General features: G+C 64.9%; 13 protein-coding genes and 2 riboswitches. Of the genes, 4 read left to right on the forward strand and 9 right to left on the reverse strand.

Annotated elements, in window-relative coordinates; all coding sequences use genetic code 11:
- Positions 1–43: 43 nt before the first annotated feature.
- Together LFL96_RS34085 and LFL96_RS34090 are read right to left on the reverse strand one after the other, a co-directional pair.
- Positions 44–580 (reverse strand): ankyrin repeat domain-containing protein, encoded by a 537-nt coding sequence (locus LFL96_RS34085; protein WP_281002290.1) that lies wholly within the window; start codon positions 578–580, stop codon positions 44–46.
- A gap of 140 nt (positions 581–720) precedes the next feature.
- Positions 721–846: a hypothetical protein gene (locus LFL96_RS34090; protein ID WP_281002291.1), complete on the reverse strand. Its 126-nt coding sequence runs from the start codon at positions 844–846 to the stop codon at positions 721–723.
- Between the two features lie 343 nt (positions 847–1,189).
- On the opposite strand from LFL96_RS34090, the gene LFL96_RS34095 reads away from it, so the two are divergent.
- Together LFL96_RS34095 and LFL96_RS34100 are read left to right on the forward strand one after the other, a co-directional pair.
- Entirely contained in the window at positions 1,190–3,583 is a 2,394-nt protein-coding gene (locus tag LFL96_RS34095) for a phosphoketolase family protein (RefSeq protein WP_281002292.1), read from the forward strand.
- Between the two features lie 13 nt (positions 3,584–3,596).
- Positions 3,597–4,811 (forward strand): acetate/propionate family kinase, encoded by a 1,215-nt coding sequence (locus LFL96_RS34100; protein WP_281002293.1) that lies wholly within the window; start codon positions 3,597–3,599, stop codon positions 4,809–4,811.
- Positions 4,812–4,813: 2 nt separating this feature from the next.
- Here LFL96_RS34100 and LFL96_RS34105 read toward each other — a convergent pair whose 3' ends face one another.
- Together LFL96_RS34105 and LFL96_RS34110 are read right to left on the reverse strand one after the other, a co-directional pair.
- Complete coding sequence (locus tag LFL96_RS34105; RefSeq protein WP_281002294.1) at positions 4,814–5,080, reverse strand: BON domain-containing protein; 267 nt, start codon at positions 5,078–5,080, stop codon at positions 4,814–4,816.
- Positions 5,081–5,285: 205 nt separating this feature from the next.
- Positions 5,286–6,497, reverse strand: coding sequence for a D-amino acid dehydrogenase (locus LFL96_RS34110; protein ID WP_281002295.1), 1,212 nt, complete (start codon positions 6,495–6,497; stop codon positions 5,286–5,288).
- Positions 6,498–6,555: 58 nt separating this feature from the next.
- Positions 6,556–6,693, reverse strand: a riboswitch (glycine riboswitch).
- Between the two features lie 8 nt (positions 6,694–6,701).
- Positions 6,702–6,794: riboswitch (glycine riboswitch) on the reverse strand.
- Positions 6,795–6,923: 129 nt separating this feature from the next.
- Between LFL96_RS34110 and LFL96_RS34115 the strand changes: the two genes are divergently transcribed.
- On the forward strand, positions 6,924–7,556 hold the full coding sequence (locus LFL96_RS34115) for a LysE family translocator (RefSeq protein WP_281002296.1): 633 nt from the start codon (positions 6,924–6,926) through the stop codon (positions 7,554–7,556).
- A gap of 42 nt (positions 7,557–7,598) precedes the next feature.
- Here LFL96_RS34115 and LFL96_RS34120 read toward each other — a convergent pair whose 3' ends face one another.
- Positions 7,599–8,126: a GNAT family N-acetyltransferase gene (locus tag LFL96_RS34120; protein ID WP_281002297.1), complete on the reverse strand. Its 528-nt coding sequence runs from the start codon at positions 8,124–8,126 to the stop codon at positions 7,599–7,601.
- A 6-nt stretch (positions 8,127–8,132) separates the two neighbouring features.
- The gene (locus tag LFL96_RS34125; RefSeq protein WP_281002298.1) at positions 8,133–8,711 is read right to left on the reverse strand and encodes an XRE family transcriptional regulator; all 579 of its coding nucleotides are present in this window, start codon (positions 8,709–8,711) and stop codon (positions 8,133–8,135) included.
- 197 nt (positions 8,712–8,908) lie between these two features.
- Here LFL96_RS34125 and LFL96_RS34130 point away from each other — a divergent pair, with 197 nt between their 5' ends.
- The gene (locus tag LFL96_RS34130; RefSeq protein WP_281002299.1) at positions 8,909–9,619 is read left to right on the forward strand and encodes a YceH family protein; all 711 of its coding nucleotides are present in this window, start codon (positions 8,909–8,911) and stop codon (positions 9,617–9,619) included.
- Between the two features lie 49 nt (positions 9,620–9,668).
- Here LFL96_RS34130 and LFL96_RS34135 read toward each other — a convergent pair whose 3' ends face one another.
- The 3 genes from LFL96_RS34135 to LFL96_RS34145 are packed head-to-tail and all read right to left on the reverse strand — an operon-like array spanning position 9,669 to position 12,268.
- Positions 9,669–10,604: a MipA/OmpV family protein gene (locus LFL96_RS34135; RefSeq protein ID WP_281002300.1), complete on the reverse strand. Its 936-nt coding sequence runs from the start codon at positions 10,602–10,604 to the stop codon at positions 9,669–9,671.
- Positions 10,601–11,494, reverse strand: coding sequence for an alpha/beta fold hydrolase (locus LFL96_RS34140; protein ID WP_281002301.1), 894 nt, complete (start codon positions 11,492–11,494; stop codon positions 10,601–10,603). Before LFL96_RS34140 ends, LFL96_RS34135 begins: the two co-directional genes overlap by 4 nt.
- Before the next feature lie 3 nt (positions 11,495–11,497).
- On the reverse strand, positions 11,498–12,268 hold the full coding sequence (locus LFL96_RS34145; RefSeq protein WP_281002302.1) for a DUF4118 domain-containing protein: 771 nt from the start codon (positions 12,266–12,268) through the stop codon (positions 11,498–11,500).
- Positions 12,269–12,292: the final 24 nt, after the last annotated feature.

Here is a 12,292-nt window from a genome sequence, read left to right on the forward strand (position 1 = left end):
CGCGCCCGGCTCGCGCCGGACGTGTCAGCGCCGACCGCCAACTTCAATCACCGAGCGCCTTCAACCTCGCCTGCGCGTCGCCCGCACCCATGCGGCCAGCCGCATCGAGCGCGCTCACGCCGTTCGCATCACGCGCCTGCGGGTTCGCACCGTGCGCGATCAACAGATCCATGATCGCCGTGCGGTTGAACATCGCGGCAATCATCAACGCGGTGCGGCCGTCCGGCGACGCACCTTCCACGTCCGCGCCATGCGCGAGCAGGGTCTCGATCACCGCGTCGAAACCCTTGAACGCGGCGCCTGCGATCGGCGTCTGGCCGTTATCGTTGCGCAGGTTCGGATCGGCGCCGCGTTCCAGCAGCGTACGTACGGCATCTACATGACCGTGGTAGCTCGCGAGCATCACGAGGCTGTCGCCTTTGTCGTTGCGCAGATTCGGCGGCACGCCTTTTTCGATGACGGCCGCGAGCATCGCGGCGTCGCCGCGCCGCGCGAGGTCGAACACCTGTTGCGCGAGTTCGAGCAGTTCGGGATCGATCTGTGGGGCGGAGGAAGGCGAAGGGGCGGTGGGGGCAGTCAAGGATAGCTCCGTGCAAGGACGTTAGAACATGGGTCGTGCGCGCCATCGCATGTCGCGATACGGCGCGTCCAGCATACCCAATTCGAGCAGGATCCGTGCCGCACGCCAACCGTCGTGCGGCGTCTGCTGGCCGGTGACGGTCAGCCCAGATGAAACAGCTTGATCAGCAAACCGAACACGCCGATCAGCACGGCGACGCCCGCGAACAGCAGTACGAGTGACAGAAGGAGAATCAGGGGCGCCTTGAAGCGGCTGGGTGTCGACATGATGGCCGTGATGGATGAGGTGGGAGGGCCGCAACGCACAACGCGCGAATCGCGCGGTGCCGATGCGCGTCGAGCATAAGCCGGTTCGCTTAACCCGGCCTTAAAGTCTAGCGCGGCAGGTCGTGGTTTCGCGGGGTGAGGCGCGCTGTAAGGTCGCTCAGCCCGGCAAACCCGATCCAGATCAACCCTTGTGTCGATTGTCCGGCGTTTGCATCGAACCATGCCGCCCGCAGTCTGTCACAACCCGGTGCTATCTTCGAACCGGTCGATCCCACCGCTTCACCATCATCATCGCCGCCGCATCCGCTAACCTGCCTGACAGTCCTTTCCAAGGAGTGACGCCATGGCCGAAGCAACTTCCCGCGCGACCCCGCCTTCTGTTCTGGACCCCGACACGCTGCGCAAGATGGACCGCTACTGGCGCGCCTGCAACTATCTATCGGCCGGCATGATCTATCTGCGCGACAACCCGCTGTTGCGCGAACCGCTCAAACCCGAGCACATCAAGAACCGCCTGCTCGGCCACTGGGGCTCGGACCCGGGGCAAAGCTTCCTGCTGGTTCATCTGAACCGCGTGATCAAACAGCTCGACCTGAACGTGATCTACGTCGCAGGTCCAGGGCACGGCGCGCCGGCCACGCTCGCGCATGGCTACCTCGAAGGCCATTACTCGGAAATCTATCCGGACCGCAGCGAGGACGAGGCGGGCATGCGGCGCTTCTTCCGGCAATTCTCGTTTCCGGGCGGCATCGGTTCGCACTGCACGCCGGAGACGCCGGGCTCGATCCACGAAGGCGGCGAACTCGGCTACAGCCTGTCGCACGGTTACGGCGCCGCGTTCGACAACCCGGACCTGATCGTCGCGGTGATGATCGGCGACGGCGAAGCGGAGACCGGACCGCTCGCCACCTCGTGGCATTCGAACAAATTCCTCAATCCGGTGCGCGACGGCGCGGTGCTGCCGATCCTGCATCTGAACGGCTACAAGATCGCCAATCCGACCATCCTCGCGCGCATTCCGCGTGACGAACTCGAAGCGCTGCTGACCGGCTACGGCCACAAACCGTATTTCGTGGAAGGCGACGATCCCGACACCATGCATCAGCAGATGGCCGCGACGCTCGACCAGTGCATCGGCGAAATCCGCGCCATTCAGCAGCGCTCGCGCGAACACAACGACCCGACCCGGCCGCGCTGGCCGATGATCGTGCTGCGTTCGCCGAAAGGCTGGACCGGTCCGAAGGAAGTGGACGGTCACAAGGTGGAAGGGTCGTGGCGCGCGCACCAGGTGCCGGTGCTCGACCCGGCGACCAACGGCAAGAGCCTGAAACTGGTCGAACACTGGCTGCGCAGTTACGAGCCCGAGTCGTTGTTCGACGCATCCGGACGTCTGGTCGAGGAACTGCGCGAACTCGCGCCCGAAGGCGCGCGCCGCATCAGCGCGAATCCGCACGCGAACGGCGGCCTGCTGTGCAAGACGCTGGAAATGCCGCCGTTCCGCGACTACGCGGTGGCGGTGAAGAAACCCGCCGCATCGTACTCGTCGCCGACCGAAGCGCTCGGCGTGTTCCTGCGCGACGTGATGCGCAACAACATGAGCAACTTCCGCGTGTTCGGTCCCGACGAAACCGCGAGCAACAAACTGACCGCGATCTACGATGCGTCCGAAAAAACCTGGCTCGCGCAAACGGAACCGGGCGATGCCGATGGCGGTGAGCTCGCGCCCGACGGCCGCGTGATGGAGATGCTGAGCGAGCACACGCTCGAAGGCTGGTTCGAAGGCTATGTGCTCACCGGCCGCCACGGTCTCTTCCCGACCTACGAAGCGTTCGTCCACGTGATCGATTCGATGTTCAACCAGCACGCGAAATGGCTGGAAAAAGCGAAGCGCGATCTCGGCTGGCGGCAGCCGGTGCCGTCGATCAATCTGCTGATCACGTCGCTGGTCTGGCGTCAGGACCACAACGGTTTCACGCATCAGGACCCGGGTTTTCTCGACGTGGTCACGAACAAGAGCCCGGACGTGGTGCGCATCTATTTGCCGCCGGACGCGAACTGTCTGCTGAGCGTCGCGGACCACTGCCTGCGTTCCCGCGACTACGTGAACGTGATCGTCGCGGACAAGCAGCCGCATCTGCAATATCTCGACATGGAGGCGGCGGTCATCCACTGCACGAAGGGCATCGGCATCTGGGACTGGGCGTCGACCGATCAGGGCGTCGAACCCGATGTGGTGATGGCCTGCGCCGGCGACATCGCGACGATGGAAGCGCTCGCCGCCGTGCAGTTGCTGAAGGAGCGTTTCGCCGATCTGAAGATCCGCTTCGTCAATGTGGTCGATCTATTCCGTCTGATGCCGGAACACGCGCATCCGCACGGCCTGTCGAGTCGCGATTTCGATTCGCTGTTCACCACCAGCAAGCCGGTGATTTTCAATTTCCATTCGTACGCGTCGCTGGTGCACAAGCTGACCTATAACCGCACCAATCACGAGAATCTGCACGTGCACGGCTATCACGAGAAGGGCAACATCAACACGCCGCTCGAACTGGCCATCATCAACCAGGTGGACCGCTTCTCGCTGGCCATCGACGTGATCGACCGCGTGCCGAAACTGCGTGGGGTCGGCGATCATGCGAAGGAATGGCTGCGTGGTCAGATCATCGAGCATCTGGCTTATGCGCATGCCGAAGGGATCGACAAGGAAGAAATCCGCAACTGGACGTGGAAAGGCTGAGCGAGGCGTGGCCATGCAGATTCGGGAATCCACCGCGAGCGGTGACGGTGATGGTGACGGTGACGACGATGTCGAAGGCGGCGTGCCGACCATACTCGTGCTCAATAGCGGCTCGTCGTCGCTGAAATTCGGTTTGTTCACGCATGCGGGCGGCGACGAAGCGTTGCTGCTCGAAGGCAGCGCGGAAGGGATCGGCCGTCACGACGGCAGTTTGCGGATCAAGTCGCCTGACGGCCGCGTGCTGGTGCAGCAGGACCAGCTGCTCGAAACGCAGACCGAGGCGTTGCAGAAACTCGCCGGCGTGCTCGCGCATCAGAAGTACGGCCGGCCGTCGGCGGTCGGGCATCGCGTGGTGCATGGCGGCCCGCATCTGCGCAAGCATCAGCGTTTGACGCCCGCCGTGCGGCAACGTCTGCAGGATGCGGTGCATTTCGCGCCGCTGCATATTCCACCGGCGCTGGCGTTGATCGACGAGGCGGCGAAGATTTTCGGCGATGCGCAACATTTCGCGTGTTTCGATACGGCGTTCCATGCAACGATGCCGCCGCTCGCGGCGCAGTTGCCGTTACCGCGCCGCTACGTGAAGTCGGGCGTCATACGCTATGGCTTTCATGGGCTGTCGTACGAATCGCTGGTCACGCAACTCGGCGCCGCGTTGCCGCCGCGCGCGGTGTTCGCGCATCTCGGCAACGGCTCCAGCGTGTGCGCGTTGCGCGACGGCCAATCGGTCGATACGTCGATGGGTTTGACGCCGACCGGTGGCGTGCCGATGGGCACGCGCAGCGGCGATCTCGATCCGGGCGTGCTGCTGTATCTGATGCGCGTCGAAAAACTCGATGCCGCCGCGCTGGAGACGCTGCTGAATCGCCACAGCGGCCTCGCCGGTTATAGCGATGGCGAAAGCGACATGCAGGCGCTCGAACGGCGTGCCGCGGCCGGCGACGCGAACGCGTCGCTCGCACTCGATGCGTTTGCGACAGCGGTGCGTAAAACCATCGGCGGATACGCGGCGCTGCTTGGCGGGATCGACCTGCTGGTGTTCACCGGCGGGATCGGCGAACACAGCGCGGAAATCCGTCGCCGCGTGTGCGACGGTCTCGCGTTCATGGGGTTGGTGGAAAGCGATCCGGCGGGCAAGGTGAGGGCGATTCACACCGAGGAGGAAAAGCAGATCGCGAGGCATTGCCGTACGCTGCTGGCCGCGCAAGGGCCGACCGGTACGCGTTGACGCTAGCGGTGCTTGACCGTCGTGCAATCGGTCACGCCGCTCACGCCGAACAGCCGCGTGACGTCTTCGAGTGCCGCGGCTTTCTGCTGATCGCGCTGCAGTTCGCCGTGCAGCGTGATGCGGCCGTTGACGACCTTCACCGTGATGACGTGTTCGGGGATGGCGCTGTCCCACGCGAGACGGCGGGTCGCTTCGGCGGCGATCTTTGCGTCGTTTAGACGCACGGTGGACATGTCTCCGGTGAACCCGGTGGTGCGTGCACTGGGCATGGTTCCTCCATGGAGCAAATGCAGTAACGAAGCAGCGCAACGTCAGCGCGCATTCGACAACACTAGCAGATGCCCACGGTTTTGCATGGTTACCGCAATGTAATGCAATGCGGTGCAGCGCGCGGTGCGGTGTGCTGCGCCAGACCAGACCACAACACACCACACCACACCACACCGCTGCAAACACCGCCCCAACCCCACGCGACTATCGAATCGCTCCCGCCACCGCCTGCGCCGTGGCGGCCGACAGCGTCCACCCCAGATGCCCGTGCCCGGTGTTATAGAACACCCCGCGCCGTTTGCCGTGTCCGACCTTGGGCAGCATGCTGGGCAACATCGGCCGCAGGCCTGCCCACGGAATCACGCGCGCGGTCGACACCTCGGGAAAATAGCGCCGTGTCCAGTCCACCAGCGGCGCGATGCGATCCGAGCGGATGTCGCGATTGAACCCGTTGATCTCCGCCGTGCCCGCCACGCGGAAACGATCCGCGCCGAGCCGGCTCGTCACGATCTTCGCGCTGTCGTCGAGCAGGCTCACCCACGGCGCGCGTGCGCGGCTCGTCTCGTCGTCGAGACAGACGGTGATCGAATAGCCCTTCACCGGATAAACGTTGACGTGATCGCCCAGCATCGCGGCGAAATCGCGGCTCTTCACGCCCGCGCACACGACGATCCGTTCGAACGCGAAACGCTGCGATTCGCCCGCCAGGTTGACCGCCAGCGAAAATGTGCCTTCGGCCGGCTGCTCGATCGCGGTGATCTCGGCATCGTAGTGAAACTCGACGCCGTGGCGTACGCACGCGTCAGCGAGGCCACGGGTGAACTTGTGGATGTCGCCGGTCGAGTCCGACGGCGTAAAGAAGCCGCCGAAGAAATCGCCCTGAAGGGTCGGCTCGATTCGCTGCAGTTCGCTCGCGCTCACGGCCTCACGGTCGAGGCCGCCTTCGCGCAGCAACGCATTCACGCGGTTGGCCGCGTCGAATTCCTTCCGCGTCTTATAGATGTGCAGAATGCCGCGCCGCTCCAGATCGAAGTCGATGCCCTCGCTCTCCGCGATCGAAAACAGATGCTCGCGCGCGGCGATCGCGAGCCGTACGGTCTCGATCGTGTTCGCGCGATAGTGCGGAATCTGCCGCAGGAATTCGCCCATCCACGAGTACTTGTGCCACGTGGGCAACGGATTGAGCAGCAGCGGGGCGTCGCGCGTGAGCATCCAGCGCAGGCCCTTCAGCACGGTGGCGGCACTGTTCCACACTTCGGCGTTGCTGGCCGACAACTGGCCGCCGTTGGCGAACGAAGTCTCCATTGCCGCATAGCGATGACGTTCGAAGACGGTGACCTGGTGGCCGCGTTGCGCGAGGGCGTGCGCGGTCGTGACGCCGGTAATGCCGGCGCCGATGATGGCGATTCGTGACATGACATGGTCCAGATGAGTTGAGCACCGCCGGTCACGATTTCATGTCGAAACCGGCGCCGATGCCCCATCTGTCCATGGACCTGAGAGTTTCTTCCCGCGACGCGCCGGCTTACTTTATGAAAGAAAAGCCAAGCCGGAGTGGGGATCTCCTTCGGTGGGCGCCGTGAGCACGGCACCGCTCTCCAGATGTTCCTGCTGCACTACCACGACCGCGCGGTCCTTTTGCCTGAGAGTTTCCGGGGCGGTTGCTCCGTCGGCGTCGTCACGAACTGCGACGATCTCTCCCGCGCTGCATTGCAGAACGGCTCGACGATACCGGGCAAAAAAAATTGCCGCAAGTGTTTTGTTGGCGGCTGGATTTGAGGCGATCCGCTATAGTCGGCGGCACGGCCTCGTCAATCGTCAATCGTCAAACAGGAGAACGTCGTGCCCGCCTTCACTACGCTGCTCGCTTTCGCACTCGTTTCGCTCGGCATGGTCCTCACGCCGGGGCCGAACATGATCTACCTGATCTCGCGATCGCTCTGTCAGGGCAAGCGCGCTGGACTCGTGTCGCTCGGCGGCGTGGCGCTGGGCTACGTGTTCTATATGTTCTGCGCGGCGTTCGGCATCACCGCGCTGCTGCTGACGGTGCCGTTCGCGTACGACGCGCTGCGTTTCTGCGGTGCGCTCTATCTGCTGTATCTCGCGTGGCAGGCGGTCAAACCCGGCGGCCGTTCGCCGTTCCAGGTGCGCGATCTGCCGCACGACAGCCGTCGCAAACTATTCACCATGGGCCTCGTCACCAACCTCGCGAATCCGAAGATCGCGGTGATGTATCTGTCGCTGCTGCCGCAATTCATTTCACCGGGACATGGCAGCGTGCTGTCGCAATCGCTGGCGCTGGGCTGCGTGCAGATCGTGATCAGCGTGACGGTCAACGCGATGATCGCCAGCATGGCCGGGTCGATCGCCGGATTTCTCGCTAAGCGTCCGGTGTGGCTGATGGTGCAGCGCTGGTTGATGGGCACGGTGCTGGCGGGATTGGCGGTGCGGATCGCGCTCGATTCGCGGCGTTGAGCTTTTTCGACGCGCGTCGATACGGCGCGCCGTCGCAGGCCGTCACAGCGCCTTGTACATGAACGTGCAGGTCTCCAGCCGCGCGTCGTGCGTGGCGCGCGCGTAGCCGGGAATCACGCCGGCCACCTGATAGCCGAGCGCGCGATACAGCGGCTCGGCGTGATCGCCGGTGCGGGTATCGAGCGTGAGCAGGCTGCGTTGCAGGCGCGCGGCATGCCCTTCCAGCGCCGTCATCAGCGACCGCGCGATACCCCGGCGACGCCACGCCGGATGCACCAGCAGCTTGCGCACGTCGGCGCGGTGACGCTGGTTCGGCATCGTGTCGTGCGCCAGTTGCACGGTACCGACAATCGCGTCGCCGTCGCGCGCCACCAGCAGAATCAGCGCCTCGTCGCGCAACGCGGGCAGTACCTTGTCGCGCCAGAACGCCTCGCTGTCGTCCACGTCGTGCGGCATGACGAAGCCGACGCTTGCGCCGTCATGCACGCAGGCATGCAGCAACGCGCCGAATTGCGGCAGATGGCGTTCGAGATCGTCCGCGGAAAACGCGCTGAAGGTGAGGGTGCTCATGATCGCTCACACGATGAAGAGAAAGTAACGGGCCCCGCTGTCCGCGGGTGTGACGAAGGCGCTCGGGCCGAACAGCCGGTAGCGCAGACAGTCGCCGGGCTGCAACGCGTGGCGCTGACCGTCGACGGTAATGCGCAGTTGCCCTTCAAGCAGGATCAGATGATGTTCGAGACCGGGGCGGGGCGACGCGTCGTAGGTGATCAGCGCGCCGGGTTCAAGTTCGCATTCGAGCGCCTCGCCGCTCAGCGCCTGCGCGGGCGGCGATACCGAACGGCGGCGGAAGCCGGCCTCGACGTCGGTCCACAGCGACTGCGCGCTGCGCGGCACGAGCGGCACGAAATCTTCCTCGACCATCTGCATGAGACGCGACATCGGCAGGCCGTAGGCGACGCAGAGCTTGCCGAGCACGCTCGCGGTCGGACTGACGGCGGCGTTTTCGAGGCGCGACAACGTCGCGCGGCTGACGCCGCTTAAGGCCGCAAGGTCGTCGAGCGACCAGTTGCGCTCGGCGCGCAGCGCGCGTAGACGCTCCGCGATGCGGCGGTCGAAGGCGGAGTCATCGGTGTCGGCTGGTGTGTTTTCCATATTCGAGAAAATATTCCGAATATGGAAACAAGTCAATCAATCGAAACTCGCCGCGCCCGTGATCCCGGACTTTCCTGCGCCGCCGTGGCTGCGCCCGTTTATCATATGGGCCTCCAAATCGAACGCACCGCCAGCGCTGTCCGGCGGCAGCGCGCATCACATCCACGAGGCCCGGCGATCGCAGCCGCAAGACATTCATGAATACGACTCCCGACGCTCCTTCCCGTCCCTCCATCCGCGCGTTGACCTCGCTCGAAGGCCGCGTGCTCGGCGTGCTCGTCGAAAAGCAGCACACGGTGCCGGACAGTTATCCGCTGTCGCTGAATGCGCTGACGCTCGGTTGCAATCAGAAGACCGGCCGCTCGCCGGTGATCAACGCGACCGAAGCCGAGGTGCTGACCGCCGTCGACGGTCTGAAGCGGTTGAGCCTCGTGCTGGAAGGCAGCAGCAGCCGGGTGCCGCGCTTCGAGCACAACCTGAACCGCGTGCTGGGTCTGCCGAGCCAGTCGGGCGCGCTATTGACCACCTTGCTGCTGCGCGGCCCGCAGACCGCGGCCGAACTGCGGCTGAACAGCGCGCGTCTGCATGGCTTCGCGGATATCTCGTCGGTGGAGGCGTTTCTCGACGAACTCGCGGCGAACGAACCGCCGCGCGTCGTCAGGCTGCCGCGTACGCCGGGCGAGCGCGAGCATCGCTGGATGCATCTGCTGTGCGGCGAAGTGAACGTGAGCGAGCTGGCGCAATCGGCCGGCGGCAGCGATGACGAATCCGTGCCGCTGTCCGCTTTCGAGGCGCTGAAGGCCGAACAGAAACGTCTCGCCGACGAAGTGAACCGGCTTCAGACGGTGGTGCGGCGCATGGCGGCGGAGTTGGGGATCGCCGTCGACGATCTCGGCGACGGCGCGTGAGCGGAAGAGGCTGAGCGAAAGACGCTGAGCTAAAAAACCTCGGCAGCGCCTAGAACTTGTAATTCACCGAAGCAAGCGTATTCAGCTCGAAGCGCTTCTCGGTGATCGGGCTATGCCCGGCGCTGTGCTTCAGGCGTCCGAAGGTCGCGGCGATCGACCCATCCCAGTGGCGCGAGAAATCGTAGGTCACCATCGCATTCATATGGACGTCGCGAATGCCGGCGCTCGCGTTATAGACCGGCAGGCCCGAGGCCGCGCTCTGCTGCGGATCGACGCCGAAAAACGTCCGCATGTACGTGCCGTTGGCCCACGTGAAGCCCGGGCCGACCGAAAACAGCCAGCCGCCGACCGGCGCCGACGCCACGAGATCCGTGCTGATCGTCGTGCCCTGATGATGCCCGGCGATGTCCTGATACAGCGCGACCGATCCGGTAAACGCCCACACCGTGTAGTCGGCGAACAGCTTCAGCTTCGGGCCGCCATTCACATCGCCGAGACCGTGCAGATGGGGATCGTCCGATTCCTTGCGCGACTGGAAGTCGAAGCTCAGCGCCGCGCCCAGGTGATAGGCGGGGCCGCGCAGCACGTTGACGCCGAGCACGTCCGGGCCTTGCGAGAAGAAGCGGTCGTCGTAGGAGATGTCGAGCGACGGGAACGGGATGTAGCTCAGTTGCCGCGAACCGGGATACTTCGGCGTGACGACGAGGCCGGGGCCGACGCCGATTTTCCACTTGCTTTCCGGGGCCGCGACGCTGCCGTTGCCATTGCCATTGCCATTCCCGTTCGCACCTGTATCGGCGCTGGCGGCGGCCTGGGCGGGCGTCGTATCGTCGGCACGGGCGCTCGGCGTGCCGGCCAGCGCGCACAGGGCCACCGCCAGCGTCAGCGGCGCGCGCAGCGGCCAGCCGGTCTGACGCGTCGATGGCGGAAACTGCAACGCAACCCGCGTCGAAGCCTGCGTTGAAACCCGCGTCCTTGCCGTCATGCGCGTTCCTTGCCGAGCGCCGCCAACTGCCGCAGGCGCCGCGCGAGCGCCTTCGACACGACCGGCTGCTTGCCGTCGTCGCCGCCGCGAATCGCTTCGCTCTCGCGCAGAAACAGCGCGGTTTCGCGCGCGACGATCTCGCGCTCGTTATCCGACGTGATCATGTGATACGAGTCATCCAACCAGATAGTGCGTAAAAATGCCGAGCCGATACGGCTCGCCACGAAGCGGGCATTGCGCGGACTCGAGGTCTCGTCGTCGATCGCATGGACGATCAGGCAATCGGTTTCGATGTCGCGCACCTGCGTGCGCAGGCTCGATGCGAGCCGGCTCGCCTGGTGCAACGCGGGCAGCGAAATCGTCGACGGTCCGACTTCGCTGAAGTCGCTGCGCTGCATGGCCCGCGCGATTTTCGCGCGCAACGCCTCGTTGCGCAGCCCGAACGGCTCGGCTTCGCGATACCGGTATCGCGTGCGCAGCGGCGTGTAGTACGCCCAGTTGAGCAGGAAGCGATACCACGGGATCGCCCAGCCGTCGTAGGAGAGCGTCAGCGAGAGCAGCACCAGCGACTGCGCCTGCGGCCGCCGATGCGCAAGCGCAAGGGCCAGCGCCGCGCCGATCGACAATCCGCAGATCGACACGCGCGCGTAGCGTTCGGCCAGCGCGTCGTACTCGCGCACGGCGGCGTCGAGCCAGACTTCCATCGCGGCTTCCTCGGAACCCGCGCTATAGCCGGGCAGCAGCGGCGCGCTGGCGGTGAAACCCTCGGCGTTCAGAAAGCGGGCGAGATAGCGCAATTCGAGCGGTGAACTCGACAGGCCGTGCAGCATCAGCACCGCATGGTCGTCGCCGGGCAGGAAGATCTGGCTGGGACGGGTCGGCTGGTTCATCGTCTAGACTCCGATCCGCAGCACGAGAAAGTCGCCGGCATGCGTGGTGAAACGCTCGCACACGCATTCGGTGAGCTTCGACACGCCGTCGCCGGTTTTCAGATGCACGCGATGGTTGCCCGGCCGCATCGCCTTGCTCAGCCGCTGGATGTCCTCGGGATCGACGTCGTCGAAACGCGGGCCCGGCGCGATTTCATTGGGCATGCGCGGCAGCACGCTGAACGGCTTGTCGTCGCCGGCCGGTTGCAGCGCGTTGCGCTCGAGCGCCTGAATGAAGATGAAGGTGCGGTGATGATGCGACAGATGGCGCAGCAGCCGGTGCGTTTCGTCGACGGCGCGGCGCGCGAGCATCCGCTCGTTGTCGTCGCGCAGCAGCATCTCGTAGCGCGACTGCGCGACCGAGGCGATCAGCTCCGCGCGGAACTGCGAACGGCGCAGACGCTCGATCAGGCTGATGACGAGCAGCGTCACCAGCGGATACGAAATCAGCAGGATCAGGTCGGCCTGGTTGAAGGTCGTGATCGCATCGTACGGCGGCACGAACAGATAGTCGGCGAGACCGAGGCCGAGCAGCATCACGGTCAGCGCCGGAGCGAGGCCGAAAAAATATTCGACCAGCGACGCCGCGATACAAAACGCGGTGCCCGGCAGCAGCGGGCCGATCAACGGATGGAGCAACATGCGCACGCCCGCTGCGATTGCCAATGCGGCAGCCGCGGCGAGCCAGGCGCGCGTACCCCGTGGTGCCCAGCGACGGGCATTCTGGACTTGCATGGTATTTTTTTAGGGAGCGGTAAC

It is taken from the genome of Paraburkholderia sp. D15, assembly GCF_029910215.1.
Lineage (GTDB): Bacteria > Pseudomonadota > Gammaproteobacteria > Burkholderiales > Burkholderiaceae > Paraburkholderia.

Coding starts and splice junctions, on each gene's coding strand:
- LFL96_RS34125 (WP_281002298.1), bottom strand. CDS start 8,711: ATGGAAAACACACCAGCCGACACCGATGACTCCGCCTTCGACCGCCGC.
- LFL96_RS34135 (WP_281002300.1), bottom strand. CDS start 10,604: ATGACGGCAAGGACGCGGGTTTCAACGCAGGCTTCGACGCGGGTTGCG.
- LFL96_RS34100 (WP_281002293.1), top strand. CDS start 3,597: ATGCAGATTCGGGAATCCACCGCGAGCGGTGACGGTGATGGTGACGGT.
- LFL96_RS34090 (WP_281002291.1), bottom strand. CDS start 846: ATGTCGACACCCAGCCGCTTCAAGGCGCCCCTGATTCTCCTTCTGTCA.
- LFL96_RS34140 (WP_281002301.1), bottom strand. CDS start 11,494: ATGAACCAGCCGACCCGTCCCAGCCAGATCTTCCTGCCCGGCGACGAC.
- LFL96_RS34130 (WP_281002299.1), top strand. CDS start 8,909: ATGAATACGACTCCCGACGCTCCTTCCCGTCCCTCCATCCGCGCGTTG.
- LFL96_RS34120 (WP_281002297.1), bottom strand. CDS start 8,126: ATGAGCACCCTCACCTTCAGCGCGTTTTCCGCGGACGATCTCGAACGC.
- LFL96_RS34110 (WP_281002295.1), bottom strand. CDS start 6,497: ATGTCACGAATCGCCATCATCGGCGCCGGCATTACCGGCGTCACGACC.
- LFL96_RS34105 (WP_281002294.1), bottom strand. CDS start 5,080: ATGCCCAGTGCACGCACCACCGGGTTCACCGGAGACATGTCCACCGTG.
- LFL96_RS34145 (WP_281002302.1), bottom strand. CDS start 12,268: ATGCAAGTCCAGAATGCCCGTCGCTGGGCACCACGGGGTACGCGCGCC.
- LFL96_RS34095 (WP_281002292.1), top strand. CDS start 1,190: ATGGCCGAAGCAACTTCCCGCGCGACCCCGCCTTCTGTTCTGGACCCC.